At 58.0% G+C, this 21,924-nt stretch carries 17 protein-coding genes; 13 read left to right on the top strand and 4 right to left on the bottom strand.

Features of this window, described 5'->3' with window-relative positions; genetic code table 11:
* Positions 1-118 precede the first annotated feature (118 nt).
* The gene (gene guaA / locus AABM56_RS16745) at positions 119-1,696 is read left to right on the top strand and encodes a glutamine-hydrolyzing GMP synthase (protein ID WP_133862639.1); all 1,578 of its coding nucleotides are present in this window, start codon (positions 119-121) and stop codon (positions 1,694-1,696) included.
* Positions 1,697-2,167: 471 nt separating this feature from the next.
* Here guaA and AABM56_RS16740 read toward each other — a convergent pair whose 3' ends face one another.
* A complete protein-coding gene (locus AABM56_RS16740) occupies positions 2,168-2,758 on the bottom strand; it encodes a helix-turn-helix domain-containing protein (protein ID WP_347884132.1) in 591 nt (196 codons plus the stop codon).
* Between the two features lie 143 nt (positions 2,759-2,901).
* Between AABM56_RS16740 and AABM56_RS16735 the strand changes: the two genes are divergently transcribed.
* The 11 genes from AABM56_RS16735 (at position 2,902) to AABM56_RS16690 (ending at position 13,114) form a co-directional block, all read left to right on the top strand.
* Positions 2,902-3,996: an alkene reductase gene (locus AABM56_RS16735; protein WP_347883523.1), complete on the top strand. Its 1,095-nt coding sequence runs from the start codon at positions 2,902-2,904 to the stop codon at positions 3,994-3,996.
* Positions 3,997-4,056: 60 nt separating this feature from the next.
* Positions 4,057-4,845 carry an SDR family oxidoreductase gene (locus AABM56_RS16730; RefSeq protein ID WP_347883522.1) on the top strand — a complete coding sequence of 263 codons (789 nt, stop codon included), beginning with the start codon at positions 4,057-4,059 and terminating at the stop codon, positions 4,843-4,845.
* Between the two features lie 34 nt (positions 4,846-4,879).
* The gene (locus AABM56_RS16725) at positions 4,880-5,809 is read left to right on the top strand and encodes an alpha/beta hydrolase (RefSeq protein ID WP_347883521.1); all 930 of its coding nucleotides are present in this window, start codon (positions 4,880-4,882) and stop codon (positions 5,807-5,809) included.
* The gene (locus tag AABM56_RS16720; protein WP_347883520.1) at positions 5,806-6,450 is read left to right on the top strand and encodes an SDR family NAD(P)-dependent oxidoreductase; all 645 of its coding nucleotides are present in this window, start codon (positions 5,806-5,808) and stop codon (positions 6,448-6,450) included. Before AABM56_RS16725 ends, AABM56_RS16720 begins: the two co-directional genes overlap by 4 nt.
* A gap of 150 nt (positions 6,451-6,600) precedes the next feature.
* A complete protein-coding gene (locus tag AABM56_RS16715; RefSeq protein ID WP_347883519.1) occupies positions 6,601-7,602 on the top strand; it encodes an NADP-dependent oxidoreductase in 1,002 nt (333 codons plus the stop codon).
* Positions 7,603-7,641: 39 nt separating this feature from the next.
* Complete coding sequence (locus tag AABM56_RS16710) at positions 7,642-7,998, top strand: SDR family NAD(P)-dependent oxidoreductase (RefSeq protein WP_347883518.1); 357 nt, start codon at positions 7,642-7,644, stop codon at positions 7,996-7,998.
* A 101-nt stretch (positions 7,999-8,099) separates the two neighbouring features.
* On the top strand, positions 8,100-8,318 hold the full coding sequence (locus AABM56_RS23135) for a hypothetical protein (protein WP_367576154.1): 219 nt from the start codon (positions 8,100-8,102) through the stop codon (positions 8,316-8,318).
* A 359-nt stretch (positions 8,319-8,677) separates the two neighbouring features.
* Complete coding sequence (locus tag AABM56_RS16705; protein ID WP_347883517.1) at positions 8,678-9,664, top strand: MBL fold metallo-hydrolase; 987 nt, start codon at positions 8,678-8,680, stop codon at positions 9,662-9,664.
* A gap of 189 nt (positions 9,665-9,853) precedes the next feature.
* On the top strand, positions 9,854-10,846 hold the full coding sequence (locus AABM56_RS16700; protein WP_133860784.1) for a zinc-dependent alcohol dehydrogenase family protein: 993 nt from the start codon (positions 9,854-9,856) through the stop codon (positions 10,844-10,846).
* 152 nt (positions 10,847-10,998) lie between these two features.
* Positions 10,999-11,901 carry a LysR family transcriptional regulator gene (locus tag AABM56_RS16695; RefSeq protein ID WP_263259402.1) on the top strand — a complete coding sequence of 301 codons (903 nt, stop codon included), beginning with the start codon at positions 10,999-11,001 and terminating at the stop codon, positions 11,899-11,901.
* Between the two features lie 250 nt (positions 11,902-12,151).
* Positions 12,152-13,114, top strand: coding sequence for an LLM class oxidoreductase (locus AABM56_RS16690; protein WP_347883516.1), 963 nt, complete (start codon positions 12,152-12,154; stop codon positions 13,112-13,114).
* A 147-nt stretch (positions 13,115-13,261) separates the two neighbouring features.
* Here the strand turns inward: AABM56_RS16690 and AABM56_RS16685 are convergent, their stop codons facing one another.
* A complete protein-coding gene (locus tag AABM56_RS16685) occupies positions 13,262-13,570 on the bottom strand; it encodes a hypothetical protein (protein WP_347883515.1) in 309 nt (102 codons plus the stop codon).
* A gap of 369 nt (positions 13,571-13,939) precedes the next feature.
* A complete protein-coding gene (locus AABM56_RS16680; RefSeq protein ID WP_347883514.1) occupies positions 13,940-15,853 on the bottom strand; it encodes a methyl-accepting chemotaxis protein in 1,914 nt (637 codons plus the stop codon).
* A gap of 754 nt (positions 15,854-16,607) precedes the next feature.
* On the opposite strand from AABM56_RS16680, the gene AABM56_RS16675 reads away from it, so the two are divergent.
* Entirely contained in the window at positions 16,608-17,108 is a 501-nt protein-coding gene (locus AABM56_RS16675; protein WP_347884131.1) for an isochorismatase family protein, read from the top strand.
* Between the two features lie 2,682 nt (positions 17,109-19,790).
* Here AABM56_RS16675 and AABM56_RS16670 read toward each other — a convergent pair.
* Positions 19,791-21,737 (bottom strand): EAL domain-containing protein, encoded by a 1,947-nt coding sequence (locus AABM56_RS16670; protein WP_347883513.1) that lies wholly within the window; start codon positions 21,735-21,737, stop codon positions 19,791-19,793.
* Between the last annotated feature and the right edge of the window lie 187 nt (positions 21,738-21,924).

The raw sequence follows: 21,924 nt of genomic DNA, 5'->3' as shown, positions 1-21,924 counted from the left end.
AAGAGCCTGTTAAAAGCGCCGCGTGTGGACTTTTAACAGGCTCTTAGTTCTTACGTTGCGATTCGGGGCTGTCTTACAGCCCCGAATCGTCTGAACCTAGCGCTATCGAGACCTGGCCATGTCCCAAGACATCCACGCCCACCGCATCCTCATCCTCGACTTCGGCTCCCAGTACACCCAGCTCATCGCCCGCCGCGTGCGCGAACTGGGCGTCTATTGCGAGCTGCACCCCTTCGACATGGACGACGCCGACATCCGCGCCTTCGCTCCGCGCGGCATCATCCTCGCCGGCGGGCCCGAGTCGGTCCATGAGGCCGGCAGCCCGCGCGCACCCAAGGCAGTGTTCGACTTGGGCGTACCGCTGTTCGGCATCTGCTACGGCATGCAGACCATGGCCGAGCAGCTCGGCGGTAAGGTCGAAGGCTCCAACATCCGTGAATTCGGCTATGCCAAGGTCGACGTGGTCGGCAAGAGCCGCCTGCTCGAAGGCATCCAGGACCACCTCGACGACGACGGCGTGCTCGGCCTGGACGTCTGGATGAGCCATGGCGACAAGGTCGGCAAGCTGCCGGAAGGCTTCCACATCGTCGCCAGCACTCCGAGCTGCGCCATCGCCGCCATGGGCGACGACGAGCGCGGCTGGTACGGCGTGCAGTTCCATCCCGAGGTGACCCACACCAAGCAGGGCGGGCGCATCCTCTCGCGCTTCCTCAAGGACATCTGCGGCTGCGAAGCCCTCTGGACCCCGGCCAACATCGTCGAGGACGCCATCGCCCAGGTGCGCGCCCAGGTCGGCAGCGCCAACGTGCTGCTGGGCCTCTCCGGCGGCGTTGACTCCTCCGTGGTCGCAGCCCTGCTGCACAAGGCCATCGGCGACCAGCTGACCTGCGTCTTTGTCGACAACGGCCTCTTGCGCCTGCACGAGGGTGACCAGGTGATGGCCATGTTCGCCGAGAACATGGGCGTCAAGGTGATCCGCTCCAACTCCGAGCAGCGCTTCCTGACCAACCTGGAAGGCGAAGCCGACCCGGAGAAGAAGCGCAAGATCATCGGCCGCACCTTCATCGACGTCTTCGACGCCGAAGCCAGCAAGCTCGACAACATCAAGTTCCTGGCCCAGGGCACCATCTACCCCGACGTCATCGAGTCGGCCGGCGCCAAGACCGGCAAGGCCCACGTCATCAAGTCCCACCACAACGTCGGTGGCCTGCCCGAGGAGATGAACCTCAAGCTGGTCGAGCCGCTGCGCGAACTGTTCAAGGACGAGGTGCGCAAGATCGGCCTGGAGCTGGGCCTGCCCTACGACATGGTCTATCGCCACCCCTTCCCGGGCCCGGGTCTGGGTGTGCGCATCCTCGGCGAAGTGAAGAAGGAATACGCCGACCTGCTGCGTCGCGCCGACGACATCTTCATCAGCGAACTGCGCAAGGCCGACTGGTACCACAAGGTCAGCCAGGCCTTCGTCGTCTTCCAGCCGGTCAAATCCGTCGGCGTGGTCGGCGACGGCCGCCGCTACGCCTGGGTCGTCGCCCTGCGCGCGGTGGAAACCATCGACTTCATGACCGCCCGCTGGGCCCATCTGCCCTACGAGCTGCTGGAAAAGGTCTCCAACCGCATCATCAACGAAATCGACGGCATCTCCCGCGTCACCTACGACGTCTCGAGCAAGCCGCCGGCGACGATCGAGTGGGAGTGATCCCGCGGCCGGCATAGACCGGTACGTCTCGCAGAAAAAGCCAAAAGCCCGCTTAATTGCGGGCTTTTGGCTTTTTGATGAGGGTGAATCCTGGCAGTCTCAACGACCTGCGCCGCACGGCCAGCGATCATCCGTCGAACGCGCCACAGGAGTGTCTAGACTCTTAGGTGGAAAGTTGCATCTGACTTGACCAGCCATTTGCATCGGATGTGACCAACCCCACGGGTAGGTCTTGACCGGCAGGAATCGACCCAAAGCAGCCGGTGGCGACAGTCAGAAATCGGCCGTATTGGACGTTCGCTAGCGGACAGCGCCGGTGAAATGCCAATACGCTGGCAGAAAAGTCACCTGAACGAATTGCTGTTTTCGTCGTTCACTCGGTTGGGGAAGTACCTCGAAACCAGGATGGGTGGTTTCCATCAAGTGATGTCCTTTTCTAGACGCAGGGTCCCCCCCCGGCCGAACAAGTGGTCAGGAGGCGCTGGAAGGTTTCGTGCGGGAGGAAAGCCTCGTCAAAACGTCCGCACAGCAGGCCTCCAGAATCTCGTCGGCTAGTGCTGAGTCATCCGGACAAGCACGCGACAACATGAGTGCGCCGACAACTTGGGCAATCACCACAATGCGTTGGGCGCGTAACTCGCTTTCGGCCGAGTCTGCATCGTTAGCTTTGCTTGCCACCGTCGCCAGCATGCTTTCGAGGCCAGACGCAAACGCCGCTTTAATCTGCTCGGGCTGACGTCCCGCGTCGGCAGACAGTGCTGCCATCGTACAGCCGTCGCCCCTCGCGTCGCGATGTTCCCTGGACAGGTAGTCCTTCACGAACCCCAGCCCATCCATCTCGTCTGCTCTGGCGGCGCCTTGTGCGAAACCACAGGTGGCCGCCTCCGCCATCAGCTCGGCTTTGGACGCAAAGTGCTTGTAAAACCCGCCGTGGGTGAAGCCTGCGGCGGCCATCAAATCGGCGATACCTACGCCGTCGTAACCCCGTTCGCGGAACAGCACCGACGCCGTATGGACAATGTGCGCACGGTTTGCCTGCACCTGCGCTTTGCTGACTTTCATCTTCAGGACTCCTCTGGTTCGGCCATCAGAAATACCGGCAATCATACATTGATGTTGGTCATCATCAAAACTCTTGACAGCAAAGATGACGATCAACATCATAAATGGACTTTTAGTGAAACCGATCCGGCGCAGGTAACCTCATGACTGACAAAACCCTTTTCGAGCCCTACACCCTTGGCTCGATCACGCTCTCGAACCGTATCGTGATGGCACCGCTGACACGCAATCGTGCCGGTGCCGGTCTGGTTCCCAGTGAGCATGCCGCTACCTACTACAGTCAGCGCGCCTCGGCAGGCTTGCTGATTACCGAAGCCACGCAGGTCTCAGCGCAGGCTCAGGGCTACCAAGACACACCCGGTCTCTATACGCAGGCGCAGATCGAGGGTTGGCGAAAAGTAACCGATGCCGTTCATGCAAAGGGCGGGCGGATTTTTGTACAGCTGTGGCACGTCGGTCGTGTTTCCCATGTCGATCTGCAGCCCAATAGCGAAGCGCCGGTTGCCCCCTCGGCCATCCGCGCCGAGACCAAGAACTTCATTGACAACGGTTTCGCCGATGTCTCTGAACCACGCGCACTGGCGCTGGATGAGTTGGCCGGCATCGTCGACGATTTCCGCCAGGCGGCGGCCAACGCTATTGCGGCTGGGTTCGATGGCGTTGAGGTGCATGGTGCCAACGGCTACCTGCTCGAACAGTTCATCAAAGACGGCGCCAACGTGCGTACCGATGCCTATGGCGGATCTATCGAAAACCGCGCCCGCCTCCTGCTGGAGGTCACCGCCGCAGTAGTCAAGGAAATCGGTGCCGAGCGCACGGGCGTGCGTATTTCTCCCGTCTCACCGGCCAACGGTATTTCCTGCAGCGCTCCACAGCCCCAGTACGACTACATCGTCGACCAACTCAGCGCGCTGGGCATCGTCTACCTACACGTGGTGGAAGGCGCCACCGGTGGCCCCCGTGATGTCGCACCATTCGACTTCGATGCGCTACGCCGCCGATTCCAGAACACTTACCTGGCCAACAACGGTTATGACCTCGATCTGGCCAACGCCCACCTGCAAGCGGGCAAGGCCGATCTGTTTGCCTTTGGCCGCCCCTTCATTAGCAACCCAGACCTGGTCGAACGCCTGGAGCAGCGCGCGCCCCTCAACGCGCTCGATCCCTCCACCCTGTATGGCGGCGGCGCCAAGGGCTACATCGACTATCCCACCCTCGCCAATTCCAACGTCAGTTAACCCCCTGCCCATGCTGCGTACGGCGGCATGGGTTCACCTTTTCGCTCACGGGAGAACATCTTGACCTCCAAAGCTACTGTTCTGATCACCGGCGCCTCGACCGGCATTGGCGCCACCTACGCACAGCGTTTCGCACACCGCGGCCACGACCTGGTACTGGTCGCCCGCGACCGCGCACGCCTGGACGCACTTGCCGGGCGTCTACACGAGGAAACCGGTGTCGCGGTAGACGTTCTTGCAGCAGACCTCACGCAGCCGGGCGATCTGGCGGCAGTCGAGACCCGTCTGCGCGAGGACATCACGATTGAAACCCTGATCAATAACGCCGGGGCCGCGATGACCGGTCAGTTCATCGACCAATCCACAGACGATATCTCCCGCCTCGTCACGCTCAACACCACCGCACTGGTTCGCCTGGCCAGCGCCATCGCCCCGCGTCTGGCGCAGGCTGGCAAGGGTGCAATCGTCAACATCGGCTCGGTGGTTGGCTTGGCGCCGGAGTTCGGCATGTCGGTCTATGGGGCGACCAAGGCTTTTGCGCTGTTTCTGTCCCAAGGCCTGAGCCTGGAGCTCGCGCCCAAGGGCGTCTACGTGCAGGCCGTGCTGCCGGCCGGAACCCGAACAGAGATCTGGGAGCGTGCAGGCATCGACATCAACACGCTTGCCGACCTGATGAGCGTGGACGACCTGGTCGACGCGGCACTGGTCGGTTTCGACCGCCGTGAACTGATCACCATCCCGCCGTTGCACGACTCGGCGCGCTGGGAAGCGTTGAACGGTGCACGACTGGGCCTGATTTCTGACTTGCGTCAGGCGCAGGTCGCCGAGCGCTATCAGCTAAAGGCATAAGGGCCGCCCCGGCACGTTGCCCCAGGAGAGAACCATGACAGCCCAGGTAGAACGCGCTGAACCAGGTGGCATACCAAGCTCCAGCTACATCGACGCCCCAACACGCACGGTCGCGGTTGGCAGCACTGCATTTGCCTACCGAGACCTGGGCCCGCGCAATGGCGTGCCATTGATTCTGCTGAACCACTGGGGCGCAGTGCTGGATAATTTCGACCCGCGAATCGTGGATGGGCTCGCCCTTACGCGACGCGTTATAGCCATCGACTACCGAGGCATTGGCGCCTCAGGCGGAATAGCACCGGTGACCATCGATGGGATGGCGCGAGATGTGATCGAACTGAGCAATGCGCTGGGTTTGAACACCGTCGATCTGCTGGGATTTTCGCTCGGCGGCTTCGTCGCACAGGACATCGTGCTGAAGGCCCCTGAGCGCGTGCGCCGGCTAATTCTGACGGGTACGGGGCCGGCCGGTGGAATCGGAATCGAACAGGTCGGCAAGGTCTCTTGGCCATTGATGCTCAAAGGTCTTTTGACCCTGCGCGACCCCAAGACTTATCTGTTTTTTACCGCCACAGCCAATGGCCGGTCGGCTGCTAGGGCTTTTCTGCAGCGGCTGAAAGAGCGCAAGTCAGACCGGGACAAAGGCCCGACCCCCTATGCCTTGCTGCGCCAACTGAAGGCCATCAAGGCTTGGGGCCGGCAGGCGCCTCAGGCGCTCGACAGCATCCGTGTCCCTGTCCTAATCGCCAATGGCGATCAGGACATCATGGTGCCGACCGAGAATAGTCACGACATGGCGCGGCGCATCCCTGGCGCGCAACTGGTGATCTACAACGATGCCGGACATGGCGGAATTTTTCAGTATCACAGCGAGTTCGTGCACACAGCACAGGCCTTTCTTGAGAGTCAACCGGAGTCTATCGGGGGGATCAGCTCCCTCAGCGCAACGGAAACGATGAAATGAGTCAGCCAACGGCAATTGTGTTAGGCGTGGGATCGGTACGCGGCGTTGGCGGGGCCGTGTGCAAACGTTTTGCGCGCGAGGGCTATCACGTCGTCGTGGTGGGCCGTACGGCAGCCAAGATCGACACCGTGGTGGCAGAAATCACCGCTCTGGGCGTCGACAGCGCCGAGGCGTTCCCAACTGATGTAACCGACGAAACCCAGGTAATGGCCGCGTTCGATCGAGCGATGAGTCCCGGCACCGGACGCGAACCTGCCGATGTGGTGATCTCCAACGCGGGCAACAACGCCGTTATCGATTTCACCCAGTTAACCGCCGCGCAGTTTGAGGACTTCTGGCGGGTTGGTTGTTACTCGGGCTTCCTGATCGGTCGCGAAGCTGCACGTCGGCTGATGCCATTGGGCCGGGGCACCGTGATCTTCACGGGCGCGTCAGGCAGCCTGCGCGGCAAGCCCGGCTATGCCCACTTCGCCGCCGCCAAAGCCGGGCTGCGCATGATCGCGCAGAGCATGGCTCGTGAGTACGGCCCCAAAGAAGTCCATGTCGCCCATGTCGTCATCGACGGCGGAGTCAGTGGTGATCGACTTCAGGCCGTCTTTCCCGGCAGGGACCTTGCCGAGTCGGATGACCTGCTCGGCTAAGACGCCATAGCCGGAATCTACTGGCTGCTGCACCGCCAGCCGAAATCGGCGTGGACTCAGGAGCTCGAGCTGAGACCGATCAAGGAAAACTGGTGACTGCGTCGCCACAAGCGCCCCATTCGCTCAAAAACTCTAGAGAACAGTCCCACCATGAAAGCGTTCATCATTGATCGTTACGGGAAAAAAGACGTTGGCCACATCAGCGAAATGCCCGCCCCTGAAGTACGGGACGATGACGTGCTCATCCAGGTTCACGCGGCGAGCGTCAACCCGTTGGATAGCAAGATTAAGAGCGGAGAATTTAAGCTGATTCTTCCCTACAGCCTGCCGCTTGTTATGGGTAATGACGTGGCCGGTAAAGTCGTGGGAGTTGGCGCCCGCGTTTTCGATTTCAAGCCGGGTGATGAGGTTTATGCACGTCCGGATGATGACCGTATCGGCACCTTTGCCGAGTTCATCGCCGTCAAGGCGTCGTCGGTTGCAGTGAAGCCCAAAAACCTCGGCATGGTAGAGGCCGCCGCCCTGCCGTTGGTAGCTTTGACTGCGTGGCAGGTGCTGGTCGAAACCGCCCACTTACAGAAAGGGCAGAAGGTATTTATCCAGGCCGGCTCCGGCGGTGTCGGATCCGTCGCCATCCAGTTAGCCAAGCACTTGGGCGCCTTTGTCGCCACCACCACGAGTACAGCCAATGTCGATTGGGCTACCGCTTTGGGTGCGGACGTCGTCATCGACTACAAAACGCAGGATTTTGCCAAGGAACTGCGCGACTACGACGTAGTGCTGAACAGTCTGAGCAACCACGAGTTGACCAAATCCCTACGTATTCTCAAGTCCGGTGGGCACCTCATCTCCATTTCCGGGCCGCCCACTCCGGCATTTGCCGCCGCGCGTGGCCTAGCTTGGCCGCTCAGACAGGTGCTGCGTCTGCTGAGTGCTGGTATCCGGAGAAAGGCAAGGCAAAACCAGGTCGATTACTCGTTTGTCTTCATGCAAGCCAGTGGCGCACACCTGCGCAAAATCACGGCCCTCGTTGAGGCCGGCGCCATTCGCCCGATTATCGACAATGTTTTTTCCTTCGCTGACACCGCTAAAGCACTGGCCTACGTTGAAAGCGGGCGCGCCAAGGGCAAGGTCGTGGTGCAAGTAATTTAGCCAGCAGCCCCTGCCGAGATCGTAATCCAGGGGAAGACCATGCCCGTTTCTAAATCCACCTGCGTTGGCAAGCGTGCACTAGTAACCGGCGCATTCAGCGACATTGGTGCAGCCATAGCGCGTGAAGTGGCCAAACTGGGTGTTGACCTAGTGCTGACTGCATGGCGTCGCGACGCACTGGCTGCAGTCGCCACTGCCTGCAACGGTGTGAACGTAGAAATCATCATCGTCGACCTCGGTGAACGTGACGCCGCCTTTACGCTATGGGCCTCGGCGACTGCCAGCGGCCCTATCGACATCCTCATCAACAACGCTGGCTTCGGATACTTCCGCCGCTTCGAAGAGATCGACTGGACACGCGACGCGGAGCTCATGCAGCTCATCATGACTTCCTAATCGCCCTCGCGCGATGCTTTGTAGACGCACACAAAACCACTAATACGCTCGCTTAAAGGGTGAACATCGCGTCCACCGGTGCCTACCAGTCCGTGCTCAACATGGCGCTCTATGCCGCCTCGAAAGCCTTCGTTCGCAACTTCAGCGAAGCGCTCCACGACGAATTAGTGACACGCCCTTATCGGTCACCTGTATCTGCCCTGGCGGCACTGACACCTCCTTCCACAGTACGTCCGGAGGCGGCGACTACGCATGGATCGCCAACCCTTCGACTAAACGGGCTTAGTTTGTCGCACAGCCCGCTATCCAAGCCATATTGAGAGGCAAGCGCACGGTTATACCTGGACTGTTCAACAAGCTGACGTGTTTTGGTGTGCGTTTTCTATCACGCTCCCTCGCATCACGGGTCACAACATACGTGCTGGGCATACCGAAGCTGGCTCTACCGGTACGCACTAAAGGTTGACTAAACGTCTGCTTCTGGCAGATTGCAGCCCGTTGCCACCGGCTGCAATCGGCCAGAAGCAGCCATTCACCATGTGATACCTCTTCATAGCTTTCACTCGGTCGAATGTATTGGCTTTGATTACCAATCTGGTTCCATTGACGCTATGGGTCTGCGCTGCGTGCGCTCATACGATTTCGCACTAGGCAATGGCGCCTGATTGTGGAGTTTGTCATGGGTGCACTAAATCTACCGCAGCGTCTTAAGATGCTCGGCGTAATCGGGGTTATGGCTGTCGCATCGCAAGCTGCACTCGCAGCACCGACCGACCAATACCAGCAAGCCGCCGGCTTTTACCGGCATATGGTTGGCAACACCGTGGTTACTGCCGTTTACGACGACTATATCGATCTGGATCCGAAGCACCTCGCGGGCATGCCGCAGGAAAAGATCCAGGAGCACATCCTGCACGAGTATCAAAAGGCGGCTCCGTTCGTTCAGACGGCGGTCAATGCCTTTCTTGTCGATGACGGTAAGCAGTTGGTGCTAATCGACTCGGGCTCGTCTGATTGCTTCGGCCCTACCATGGGGCGGATGGTCGACAACATCCGTGCTGCCGGTTATACGCCAGAAGAAGTTGATGCGGTGCTGCTAACGCACCTGCACCCTGACCATGCCTGCGGCGTGACCCTACCAGGCGGCAAACGAGCCTTTGCTAATGCGACCGTCTGGGCCGCAGACCGAGATGCGAATTACTGGCTCGACGTGAAGCAGGAGGGCTCACTGCCTGAAGACCAGCGACCATTCTTCAAGATGGCGCGTGATGCAATTACACCTTACTCAGATGTAGGCAAATTCAAAACCTTCAATGAAGGTTTCTCCATCACCCCTGGCATTCAAGTCGTGCCGTCAAATGGTCATACCCCCGGCCACACGTCTTACCTGCTAAGTTCGGGAGGCGAAAAGTTGCTGCTTTGGGGCGACATTGTGCACGTGCATTCTGTGCAGTTACCGCATCCAGAGGTAACTATCGCGGTGGATGTTGATCCTAAGGCTGCCGTTGCATCGCGCACCCGGCTGTTCGCTGAGGCTGCTAGTGAGCGCTGGTTGGTGGCAGCGGCGCACTTGCCCTTTCCTGGCATTGGACATCTGCGTAAAGAAGAAAAGGGCTACAGCTGGGTGCCTGTTGAGTACCGAAACCCTGTTAACTCTGAACGCTAATTAGCGCCAGCGGAGTGAAAAGACCACGGCCTCTCCGTGGTCTTTTTTATTTTCCTATCAGTCCGGGATTGGTTCTTCTTGAGTAACAATCTATGAGCTGACCAGTGCTCTATTGCAGGCAAAAGGTTCAGTAGCATCGGCACAACTTTCCAGAAGTAACCGTGTCTCTTGCCGTTGATGAGGTGTGCCATGCCCAAGGTTGTCCGTTTTCACCGTACCGGTGACGCTGATGTTCTGACTCTCGATGAGGTCGCCGTACCATCGCCGAAAAGCGGCGAGGTTCAGATCGAAGTAAAAGCCATTGGCCTGAACCGTGCTGAAATCATGTACCGCACTGGGCAGTACGTGATTGACCCCCAGTTCCCGGCGAATCTGGGCTACGAAGCAGCGGGGATTGTTCGCGCGGTTGGCAGTGACGTCAGTGACGTTGCGCCTGGTGACGTAGTAAGCGTCGTGCCCGCGTTCTCCTTTGCCGATTACGGCATGTATGGCGAGGTGGTCAATGCACCTGTGCATGCTGTCGTCAAGCATCCGACCAACCTCAGCTTCGTGGAGGCAGCGGCCAGTTGGATGATGTTTGTCACTGCATACGGCGCCCTGGTTGAGTACGGCAATCTACAGGCTGGCGAAATCGTGCTCATTCCGGCTGCGTCGAGCAGTGTCGGCCTGGCGGCGATCCAGATCGCCAACATGCAGGGCGCCATCCCGGTGGCCCTTACCCGCACAAGTGCCAAACGCCAGGCATTGCTGGACGCTGGGGCAAAATATGTTATCGCTACCCAGGAAGAGGATCTGATTGCCGAGGTGGCAGCGATCACCGAGGGCAAGGGGGCGCGTATTGTTTTCGACCCCGTTGGTGGCCCCGAAGCGACCAAGCTAATCAAGTCCATGGCCAACACAGGGATCTTCTTTCAGTACGGCGCCCTGGATCATCGCGATATTCCAGTTCCGGTTTTCGATATTCTCGGCAAACACCTGACCGTGCGCGGTTACGAGCTTTTTGAAATCACCACGGATATGCAGAAACTGGCCAATGCCAAGGCATTTGTCACCAAAGGCTTGGCAAGTGGTCAGCTCAAGCCTGTCATCGACCAAGTCTTCTCACTCAAGGACATCGCGGCAGCACACCGCCGAATGGAGTCGAACGCGCAGATCGGCAAGATTGTCGTCGTGGTTGACTGAGTAGCCCCCCTGCGGCAGTTAATTTGGCTGCTGTATGCCATCGCTCCTCGGGAGCAGCGATGGCATTTTCCGTTTTTGATGCCTGAGAGAGGTAGCCCAGCTTCGCTATCATCCTCTTTGCAGAGTATCTCTGGCCCGTGCAGGTAGGTAGGATGGCGATGAACCTGATTGAAGCCATGCAAATGTTCGTGGCAGTGGTTGAGCATGGTAGCTACACCAAAGCTGCCGAGGCGCTCAATGTGCATCGGCCGGCACTATCAAAGCTTATTCAAAATCTTGAGCACGAACTGGGCGTGCAGCTGCTGCACCGCACCACACGCAGAGTGAACACCACACCCGCCGGCGATGAGTTCTATGAACGAAGCCTGAAATTACTTTCCGACCTTGCAGACACACTGGACTGGTTTTCGCCGACTCGTCCGCCGCGAGGAAAACTCAGGATAGACATGCAGACCGTACTCGGTCACGCCGTAGTCATCCCACGACTGCCCGAGTTCATGGAGCGCTACCCCGGCCTGGAAATATCTCTGGGCGCCTCCGACAACCTGAACGACCTCATCGCGGGCGGCATCGATTGCTCCGTGCGGCTAGGCGACCTGGATGATTCGAGCCTGGTTGCCAAGCGTATCGGCGAGGTTGCTCTGGTGACCTGCGCGGCCCCTTCCTACGTAAAGAAGTATGGTTTACCAGGCTCGCTGGATGATTTGCAGGCACATGTGGCGGTCAATTTCATGGTTGAGCAGCGTCGCCAGATCATGCCCTGGCGGTTCAGGGGCAACGGTAAAACTATCCGTGTGAAGATGCGCAGCGGAATTGTCGTCGATAATGCCGAGGCGTTGCTTTACTGCGCGTTGGCAGGGATTGGGATGGTGCAGGGGCTGCGCCCTGCGTTGCAGCGATACATCGATAGCGGACGCTTGGTAGAGGTGCTGCCAGATGTTCCAGTCGAGCCGAAGGCCGTTTCCGTATTGTTCCCAGAACGACGTCATCTCTCACCCAATGTGCGGGTATTTGTCGAGTGGGTGAGCGCGCTTTTCCAAGAGAAAAGGCGTTAGTGCGGATCAATTGGTAGTGGCTCGAATAACAGTCCATGACTCGTTAGCGAATGTATCCCGCCTTCGTCGACGCGTACCGTTCTTTCTACAACCGGATATGACGCCAGTCGTTGTACTGGGCAGATGCCGCAGTGTGCGTGCCTTACTCGATGAGCTTGCCCATTTGCCAGAGCACTCGCGATGAGGTTCGTGAACCAGCGACCCAGTCAAGCAGCCCGCTTGGCCAACTGGCTTAACACCTGAGAGAGCGATGATGTCGGAGCAAAGAGTGCCCCCGCATGGGCTGGTTGACAGTGTTTTTGCCAAAGTTTTTGTCCCAGGAAAATTGACGTTCGGCCTGTTGACGCCATTAGAGGGCTATCCCCTGAGCGATACTCCGACCATGGCAGAACATACCGAGCTAGCTGCGCTTGCTGACGATCTGGGTTTCGCTGCACTTTGGCTACGTGACGTACCGCTGCGCGACCCGGCTTTTGGGGATGTAGCCCAGATATACGACTCGATGGTGTATGCGACATGGCTTGCTGCGGCAACTCGTCGTATTGCGATCGGCACAGCCGGAGTGATCCTCCCGCTACGAGATCCTATTGCCGTGGCCAAGCAGGCGCTGTCAGTCGATCAGCTTTCCCAAGGGCGATTCCTGCTGGGAGTTTCGACAGGAGATCGCCCCTCGGAGTACCCAGCTTTTGGAGCCGACTTCGACAATCGAGAATCTCGCTTTCGTGATGCATATGCTGTGATCCGTGCTGTCTCGAATGGGTCATTTCCCATCCACAAGTCGAGTCACTACGGTAGGTTGGACGGAACCCTAGATCTGGTTCCTAAGGCATTTCATGCACGGCTACCGATGTTAGCGGTAGGGCGTTGTGGCCAGGAACTAACTTGGTTGGCAGAGCATATGGATGGCTGGATCTGGCACCAGAGCAACCTTGAGCAATTACCTTCATTGATTAGCCTCTGGCAGTCTGCATGTGGGCCAGAGGCGTTCAAACCCTACGGTTATGGAACCTTCTTCGAGCTGGACAAAGGCCCCAATGCCCCTATTCGCTGGGGACGAGGACTGCGCGGGGGGCGAAATGCGCTCATCAGTCTCTGGCAGCGACAGCGTGACCAGGGTGTGTCGCACATTGCCTTGAATATGAGGGTGTCGCACCGCTCAGTGAAAGAAAGTATTCAAGAGCTGGCGGAGTATGTGCTTCCACTCTTTGCCTGAAGGAATATGAAGACTTGCTGCGTGCCCGCTTTGGGCCGCTAGTTGCCCTACGGCAACGGCAGCTTTGGGTCGTTTGCCGACGTCCGCTTCTGGTATTTCCTGAAGTTCACAGCAAATTCGAACACCGACACCTGCCGCTTGAAAGATCTACTTGGCCTTATGCCGGGCATGCAGCTCTGGATTGAAGGACTTCAAGCCGCGCGAGCCCAAGCGCCGCATCAGCTTCGCATGCTCTTCTTCACCGCCCTCCCGGCCCAACGCCATATCGCGTTTGAAGTCGTTGATGACGTCGGCGAGCTTGGCCGGATCTTCTAGGTCGGAAAGCTTCACAGCACGAGTGACTTCCGCCGCCTCATAACTCACCGTTACCACCAAAGCCCTGTCGGCCGGACGAGGGGCCGCCGTTGTGGTGTAGGGCGCTAAAGCCGCTCTAAGCCGATCGATTCCTTGCTCCATGACTTTTCCTTGCTATGGGCACCGGTTGTCGAGGTCATAGAGATCGTCGATTTTGGATAAAGGTCCTGCTACAGCGCGAATGCTGAGGGATCGAAGCCTTGAAGGCGCTCAGGCCTTCGCCGTGTGTCTGCTGCTCTTCGCGCTCCACAAGCTGAGCGGCATGCAGCTGTGACCACGGAATGAGGCAGCCCTGCGCCCGCGTGGCAGTTGGAGATTGCCGGACAGACAAAACCACGGCAGGCGGTTGACCGACCTGGATGTCAGCTTCCAGGGCGGCGGGCATGACTTTGACCAGCGTTGTTACAGGCCTGTTCAGAAAGCATTTGCCAGCAGCTGTCGAGCCCGGTGCGGTACCGGGCCCGGCAGCCATCAGACCTTAAAGCGAGCAGTCATCTCCTGCAGGCGCACGCCAATGCGGGCCAGCTCCATGCTCGAGGACGCTGTTTCCTCGCTTGCTGCAGCGGTTTGGTCGGAGATATCGCGGACGTTGGTGACGCTTCGGCCAATCTCCTCTCCCGCCGCGCTCTGCTGCTCGGCCGCGCAGGCAATCTGCTCATTCATCGACTCGATGTTTTTCACCGACTGGGTGATGCGCTTCAGCATCTCTCCGGCCTCATGGGAAAGGCTCACGCTGCTACCGGTGAGCTGGACGTTCTGCTCAAGTATCCCCGCCATCCGGTCGGTGCTTTGGTTCAACCCAGTAATCAGCTGGGCGATCTCGTCTGTGGAGGCGCGCGTGCGTTGCGCCAGGCCTCGCACCTCGTCAGCGACCACGGCAAAGCCCCGGCCTGCCTCGCCGGCCCGGGCAGCCTCAATAGCAGCGTTCAGCGCCAGGAGGTTGGTCTGCTCTGCGACTGCCTTGATCACATCCAGCACCCCACCAATCCTATCGGCTTGGTCGCGCAGCGCAGTCATCGCGGCCTTAGTCGAATCCATCTCGTGAGCCAGCAGCTCGATCTGGGTGACCGCCTTGGTGACAGCCTGGTCACCTTGCTGTGCCTGCTGACTGGCATCCATAGCCGATTTGGCCGCCTCTCCCGCGTTACGCGCTACCTCATGGGTGGTCGCGGTCATCTCCTGCATCGCGGTGGCGATCTGATCGGTCTCGACTTTCTGGGACTGCACGCCTGCACTGGTCTGCTCAGTGACCGCCGACAGCTGCTCGGCTGCACTCGCAACCTGGACGACACCGTCCTTCATCTCGCCAATCAAGCCACGAAGGCTGGCGGTCATCCGCTGCATGCTGGCCTGCAGCATGCCCAGCTCGTCCTTACGGGTAACCGACTGCTGCTGGGTGAAGTCGCCACTGGCAACGGTCTCGACCAACGCAAGCGTCTCCTTCAAAGGCCGAACGATAGACCGGGTGATCAGCCAGGCACCAAGGAGGCCCAACGCGATGGCGACGGCCAACCAGATCAACAGCATTTGCTGGGCGCCTGCCGCATCAGATGCCTGGAGTTCTTTCTGGATAGCGGTCAGCTTGTCGGTAATCGCAAGCAGCGCGGTGATAGAGGTTGTGATACCCCCCTGTGCAGCATCAACTTTAATTTGGTCCTCAACTAACTGTTGGAGTCGGTCTCGGTAACCGCTTACCTCGTTGGCAAGCTTCTGCACGCTATCGCGTGGAAGCCCCGACGTTTCGAGGGCCTTGATTTGAGCCAGCACTGCTGAGATAGCGGTGCGTGCCATTTCCTCGGTGTCCTTGCCTGGCAGCGCGGTATAACCGCGGAAACTGACCCGCATGCGCTGCACGCCAACAGCAAGCGAGGCGAGCTGCTGACGATCTTCGAAGCGACCGCCTTCGGCGTTAGCCGCCTCAGAAAGTACCAAGAGATGTGCGTTGGTAGCCTCGGCGGACGTCGCTGCGATCTTCCGCGTAGCCTCCCGATCGCGGGTGGCTGCCACCGTCTGCAGATAAAACTCACGATAGCGCTTCAGGATGGCGTCCGCTTCACCCAACAGCGCCTTGTTGGCGGGGGCTCTGAACTGGGGGGCAATGCTGTTCAGTTGACCCTCGGTTTTATCAAGGGCGGCGAGCCACTTCCCGGCCTGCGCGTCATCGGCCTTGTTGAAGTAAACCAGGCGTTCGATGCGCATATCCCGGGCTAGCGCGCTGAAGCCGGAAATGTCAGCCATTCGGGTGCCACGGTCGCGCAGGGTATCGGTTGCTTTCCAACCGGTGTAGGCCACCAGCAAAATCATGCCGATGAGAAGGGAAAAGCCAAGCGTTAGTTTGGCCCGAACGCTGATATTGCTGAGGAAATTCCAGCCATTGTGCTGCATATGGACTACCTGGATAGCGAACCTTATAAAGCGATGGCGCAACGGCCGTCGCCTCGTGCGTGACGGTTACCGCGACCTCTACGATTTCGTCAGCCTTCCGGCAGGGCCGGCCGGCGCGAAGGGGCGCTTGGCGTTAAATGCGGGTAACCACGATGTCCCAGAGAGCCACTATCCGACCAAAATCAACGAGCTACTGATGTCCAGGCTCAAACATACGATTAGCGTGATAATCGTCAGAACCAGCAATAGGTTGCGGACAGTAACGTGCTTCAAGTCAGTGATCTCAAACGGGACGCTTACTAGACCGCGAATTGCTCAGGAAAGCGACTTTAGTCGACCGTCAGCTGATCTGAAGGGATAGCCGGCTCGCTTCATGCGAAGTCATACGTCATATGTTTCTCAGATGCTACAAGTTGTTACTGGATATATCTTGATTGCGCCCGCATATCTAACGGCCGGTCCAAAAACTGGTCAGTTTAGAGGACCGATTTCGATACCGTTCCGGCATTTAAATGTGTGGCGACGGATTGGGTTTAGGGTCTCAGGGGCCGGTCGAAACGGCCCCTTTTGTCCGGCAGCCTCTGGCTCATCCAAAACCGTTTCTCTTGCTAATCGGGCCGGCGTCGGGCAAAAAAAACCCTGCCGAAGCAGGGACAAACTCAGTTCGAAGCCGACAGATTTGCCAACCTGAAGGGGGTGAGTGTGGAGCACTCATGGAGACTGACCGGCCTGCCGAGCCGCGGTTCCGCAACGCATCTCCCACGCATATCGACGTCGAGAAGTGCTCGACGCAGTCAACATGCTTATTAAGCGGGCGCGTGATGCGCACTTGCCGGTTGTCTGGGTCCGCCATTCCGACCAGGATCTGGTGGCGGGCAGTGAGGGGTGGCAAATCGTTGCCGAACGGGCTCCGACGCCAGGGGAGGCGATTGTCGAAAAAAGTTATCGCGACGCGTTCGAGGGCACCGATCTGGAGCAGGTTCTATCACAACTGGGTGTAGGTAGACTCATTGTGACGGGCGCGCAAACGGACATGTGCGTTCGGTCCACACTGCATGGCGCAATCGTTCGTGGCTATGACGCGACGCTAGTAAGCGATGCCCACACCACCGAAGACATGACGCAAACGGGTGCGCCGCCCGCAGAGGCCGTGATCAGGCACACGAACCTTTACTGGAGCAAACAAAAAGCCCCGGGGCGCTTGGGCGGAGTCATGGAGTGTGAGGACGTTGATTTCGCGCTCTGTGGGTCCTGAGCTCGACGAGCGATCGTGTGAGCTCAATGCGGCTGTCTGCTGCATAACTGTATTCGGCACAGAGCGGATGTCCTTTTCGCCGCTGTGGGTTACTGCACCAGGCCGATTTCTGCCTCTCGCGAAGGGCCGCAACCGGCCATGAGTTGCCGGTGGTTGCGAGTAAAAGCGAACGCTCAACGCCCGAATTAAGCTGTGCCGCGAAGCAGCATCGGCTTGAATGAATTTTTAGAGGAAATCAGTCGAACTTGAATGACAAAGGCTTCGCCTTCAGTAGATAGATTCCCATAGTGTTCCCACTAGATGGCTTTGAAAGCTACGTCTTTGACGAACTCCGCATCTAGATCTATCTTTCAATTGTGGTAACACCTCGCGTTCGGCTTGGAAATCACCTTGCAATTCAATACTAGCTATCAAAAATTAGAAAGGTAGCCTCAAAAAAATGAATTTTCGCCAAGGCACACTAACTTTCGGGATTTCTCTTTGGGTATTTGCGGGAACCGTATTTGCTAGTGATCGTCCCGCCGAAGGTAAAGAGGTTCACGCCTGCGTGAGCACGATCTGCGAGGAGACGATGGGAGACATGGATCTGAAGCTCGATGGTCCAACCCCTTTCGTACTTGAGATCACTCGCGAAAAAGTCAATCGTGTTTCACCCTTCAAGCGACCATGGCCTGACGCTTGCCACTATGAAATTATATTTCCTAAGCAGTGGACGGTATTTAGCGAGAGTCCGGGTAATGTCTGGCAGAGTGTAATATCCGGAGTACGGTCGAACTTTATACGGAGTTTGAGAGTGGGTCTAAGCCGAAGCTATTTTGTAAAGAATGTCATGTCGGAGAGTTTCGTTCATTCCTATATTTATCAGAATGCTGCGAACAATTATAGGTTCGAGTCGCTGCAAGCCAAGGTGGTTATCAGGGAGGTAATTCCTGGGTTTTCCTACGTCCATTTGAAAGGGATATGCCCAGAGCCGATCAAGGGGAGTAACGTAACGATTTATCTTCCTAAGGAAGGAGCGTATCCGAATGAGGACGCTCGGAATACTAGAAGGCCCAACCTAGATAATTTTTCTGAACTACAGTTTCCGAAAGAAGTTGTAAAAGTTTTTTATAGTGATTAAAGCACCATTTTTAGAAAGACGGCTACATAGAAAATTTAGCAGCGGGCAAAAGAAAGGCGCCCGAAGGCGCCTGATAGGGGGTTAGAGCTGAGGCAGGCCTTCGAGCAGGCAGCTATTGGGATTAAGGATCAGGATCCTGACGTTGGCCTGGCCTGGCCTGCGGATGCCGGCTAGAGCCAGTCGAAGCTAGTAGGTCTACACTCGCATTGACTATTTATCAGGATCAGCGCAGTTTCGAAATTTTTAGATGGTAGAATATATTGGCTGTTTCATCTAAATTTAAAAAATCGGCAATTATCGCTTTAATATTGCTATTGACTGGATTCGTAGTTTCTATAAATCGCTATCTAGCATGGAAATACGCGGAAGAAAGAAAGAATTTAAGGCTCGGCAAATTAATAGTAAACTTACCTAACGGTCCCCCCGAGGTTGCAGCACTAGTCAAACTGGATTCTGGTTCGCGTAGGCTCGCCTCATATACTTACGGGTTTCGATACCCATCTATGCACCTTTACCGTAAGGAGGATTTTAGGGAATGGGCGATGATAGGGGACGGAAGCGATTGGGTCCGAGTGGAAGCGGCTACTGCGCCTAAGCCATCCTGCAATGTTCATGTTTTTTCCAGGTGGATCAATCCCGAATTTTCTTTGATTCGTCTCTTTCTTGCACATAGTTCTGGTAGGCCAGAGCGGTATAGACATGCGGTGATGGTACCCTCCGATTCAGAATTCGGATTGAAACATTTAACACTGCCTGCAGACCCTTTCCTATGGGACTCAAAAAACTACCTTGGGGATTCAGATGTATATTCATCAGGACCGCCTCAATGTGCCGAAATCGCTTGCGACTTGCGACAAGATTTGAATAACAAGACCCCTAATTGTAAGCATACCGTAACTGATACTTCGACGCACATTACATACTCATTGAATTACAGTGGTTCGCTACTACGCAACTGGTCAGACATTCAGACCAAAGCTATCGCTCTTGTAACCGCTATGCGGAAGGACTCTGAAAATGCACCACGGAACAAAACTAACTAACATTCAGTCAGTGGAAATTACTCCGCAGCCGGCCTAAAGGCTAAATAGAAAAAATTACTCACGGCGTTCCGTTTGAGAATTAAACAGGAAGCTGCCTTCTAATATCTATCAGGCGGAAATATGGGCAGAGCGCAACGTCCATCTACCCGCTGGTGGCCGTTAGCTGCCCTCCGCCAATGGCAGCTTTGGGTCGATAGCGGTCGCTTGTCGACGTCCGCTTCTTGCAGCCAGCAGCCATGGACTGATCACATCACGGTATTCATGTTCTAGGCCCGGCGGGCCGAATGTGTCGCGTAAGCGAGTATGTCTATATCAGCCTTCCGCGGGCTTCAGGACTGCAGGGTCAAGCCCATACTCATCGGCCTAATCTAGACCTATTGAAGATTCTGAATGAAGCAACATGAGTGCCTATGTAAACCCGAGCAGGAGCGAGGTATTGCGGGATTATAGTAGCGAGCGCGGCTGAACCAGAGTTTGCTACTTGGACAAGAGCCCGCGTCGCACCTGATACCCTGCGAGTCAAACCTCCAACACCTCAGCCAAATGCTCCCCCTCCAACCAACCCCTAATCTCACTCGCCCGCATGGGCTTGGCGAACAGATACCCCTGTGCCCGCGTACAGCCAAGATTCTTTAGCGCCCCCAGTTCCGCAGCCGTTTCTACGCCTTCCACGATGCATTCCAGCTGCATGTCCTGGCACAGGGCGATCAAGGATTTGACGATCTTGAAGCTGGCCGGATCGAGGTGGAGGTCGGTGACGAAGGTGCGGTCCACCTTGAGTTTGGTCAGGGGCAGCGCGTGGATCTGGCTCAGGCTGGAATAGCCGGTGCCAAAGTCGTCCAAGGAGATGCCGCAGCCCAGTTCGCGAAAGCGGCTGATGGCGCGCTGGGTCTGGGGCAGGTCCTGGATGGCGGCGGTTTCGGTGATTTCCAGATCGAGGCAGGCCGGGTCGAAGCCGCTGTGCTTGATCAGTTCGACGATCTGCTGGGCGGCGTCTTCCGAGCCGCAGTCGTGGGCGGAGAGGTTGAAGGCCAGGCGGATGCCCGTGGGCCAGCGCGTGGCCGCGTTCAGGGCCTTGCTCAGCAGGGGCAGGGTAAGGCGATTGACCATGCCGACGCGCTCGGCGGTGGCGATGAAATCACCCGGTAGCACGTTGCCCAGCTCCGGACTTTTCCAGCGCGCCAGGGCCTCGAAGGCCACGGTCTGCTTGCTGTGGATGTCCACGATGGGCTGGAAGACCATGTAGAACTCGCGCTCCAGGTCGGCTCGGCGCAGGGCCTGTTCGGTCAGGCCTTCGCGATTGAGTTGCTGGCGATGGGCGGTGCTGAACAGGCAGGCCGTGCCGGAGCGGTGGCGCTTGCTCTGGTACAGGGCGTAGTCGGCGTGTTCATAGACGTCCGTGGCGGTAAAGGCCTGGTCGGGAAAGGTCGCGATGCCCAGCGAGCCACTGATCTGGATGGGCATGTCCACCAGCAGGAAGGGCTCTCGCAGGCTGGCGCAGACCTTTTCGCCAAAGGTCCGCAGCTGCTCGTCGTTCAAGACCCGGGTGATGATCAGGCTGAATTCGTCGCCGCCCAGGCGGGCCAGGTGGACGTCCTCGTCGAGCAGTCCGCTCAGGCGCTGGCCGACCTGATAGAGCAGGCGGTCGCCCACGCTATGGCCATAGATATCGTTGACCGGCTTGAAGCCGTCCAGGTCGATCAGGCCCACGGCCAGTCGGGTCCCCTGGGCGCGCGCGTCCGCCAGCAGGGTATCGAGGCGGGCAAAGAACTGCCGGCGGTTGGCGAGGCCGGTCAGGCTGTCCTGGTTGGCGAGCTTGAGGTTTTCCTCGCTGAGCTTGGCTGTTTGCGCCTGCATGTTCACCAGCCGGGTGAAGTCGCCGTACTGCGCCTTGAGGATGACCAGCATGGCGATGGACACCAGCAGGACGTCGATCGCCGTGGCCACGAAGGTGCTGATGGTGGTGGAGGCGAAGAACACCACGAAGGCGGTGTTGACCACGGCGGTGGTGGCCAGGGCCGCGGGCAGCAGGTGCATCATGCAGAAGATGCAGCCGATCACGGTGATCGCCATGTAGAAGCCCACATGCGCCTGGGTATAGCTGTCGCCATAGGGAAACAGCGCCAGCGCCCAGGCGGTGAAGGCCGAGGCCACGATGGGCGCGAGCCTGTTGGTGCGCTTCAAGGCCGTCAGCATCTGCGCCGGACTGCGTGGCTGGTTGCGCGTGCGGAACCATTCGGCCGCCCGAATCACGCCGAACAGCGTCATGATCAACGGGCAATACAGCACCAGCCAGCGTGGCGCCACGGCATAGTGGGTGCCGGCCAGCATCAGGGTGTTGGTCAGCAGGATGAAGTACATCATCGGCAGCTGGCGCGACAGCGCGAGGTATTGCGCCTTGACCAGGCCGGGATTGTCCTTGGGCACGGACATCAGGACGCGCACGCCGAGCAGGATTCTCTTCATCGGGCAATGCTCTGAAAATACGACCAGGTAACCAACTGCACGGATATCCTTTCCAGCCTGGGCGGAGCAGGGTTGAAGGCTGCGCTCATGGGAGGGTGTCGGCTGGCGCTTGGATTTCTGCAACCTTGGCGACTAATGGCACTTTGATCTTGTTCGAATTGCCAATCGTCATAGTTATAGGCGAGGC

The sequence above is a fragment of the Pseudomonas aestiva genome, from assembly GCF_039908605.1.
Classification (GTDB): Bacteria; Pseudomonadota; Gammaproteobacteria; order Pseudomonadales; family Pseudomonadaceae; genus Chryseomonas; species Chryseomonas aestiva.
Note: the sequence above shows the minus strand (reverse complement) of the source record. Positions and strands in the feature narration are given on the sequence as shown.

Excerpts from the sequence above, each read along its gene's own strand:
- guaA (WP_133862639.1), top strand. The coding sequence starts at position 119 with ATGTCCCAAGACATCCACGCCCACCGCATCCTCATCCTCGACTTCGGC.
- AABM56_RS16740 (WP_347884132.1), bottom strand. The coding sequence starts at position 2,758 with ATGAAAGTCAGCAAAGCGCAGGTGCAGGCAAACCGTGCGCACATTGTC.
- AABM56_RS16735 (WP_347883523.1), top strand. The coding sequence starts at position 2,902 with ATGACTGACAAAACCCTTTTCGAGCCCTACACCCTTGGCTCGATCACG.
- AABM56_RS16725 (WP_347883521.1), top strand. The coding sequence starts at position 4,880 with ATGACAGCCCAGGTAGAACGCGCTGAACCAGGTGGCATACCAAGCTCC.
- AABM56_RS16720 (WP_347883520.1), top strand. The coding sequence starts at position 5,806 with ATGAGTCAGCCAACGGCAATTGTGTTAGGCGTGGGATCGGTACGCGGC.
- AABM56_RS16715 (WP_347883519.1), top strand. The coding sequence starts at position 6,601 with ATGAAAGCGTTCATCATTGATCGTTACGGGAAAAAAGACGTTGGCCAC.
- AABM56_RS16710 (WP_347883518.1), top strand. The coding sequence starts at position 7,642 with ATGCCCGTTTCTAAATCCACCTGCGTTGGCAAGCGTGCACTAGTAACC.
- AABM56_RS23135 (WP_367576154.1), top strand. The coding sequence starts at position 8,100 with ATGGCGCTCTATGCCGCCTCGAAAGCCTTCGTTCGCAACTTCAGCGAA.
- AABM56_RS16705 (WP_347883517.1), top strand. The coding sequence starts at position 8,678 with ATGGGTGCACTAAATCTACCGCAGCGTCTTAAGATGCTCGGCGTAATC.
- AABM56_RS16700 (WP_133860784.1), top strand. The coding sequence starts at position 9,854 with ATGCCCAAGGTTGTCCGTTTTCACCGTACCGGTGACGCTGATGTTCTG.
- AABM56_RS16695 (WP_263259402.1), top strand. The coding sequence starts at position 10,999 with ATGGCGATGAACCTGATTGAAGCCATGCAAATGTTCGTGGCAGTGGTT.
- AABM56_RS16690 (WP_347883516.1), top strand. The coding sequence starts at position 12,152 with ATGATGTCGGAGCAAAGAGTGCCCCCGCATGGGCTGGTTGACAGTGTT.
- AABM56_RS16685 (WP_347883515.1), bottom strand. The coding sequence starts at position 13,570 with ATGGAGCAAGGAATCGATCGGCTTAGAGCGGCTTTAGCGCCCTACACC.
- AABM56_RS16680 (WP_347883514.1), bottom strand. The coding sequence starts at position 15,853 with ATGCAGCACAATGGCTGGAATTTCCTCAGCAATATCAGCGTTCGGGCC.
- AABM56_RS16670 (WP_347883513.1), bottom strand. The coding sequence starts at position 21,737 with ATGAAGAGAATCCTGCTCGGCGTGCGCGTCCTGATGTCCGTGCCCAAG.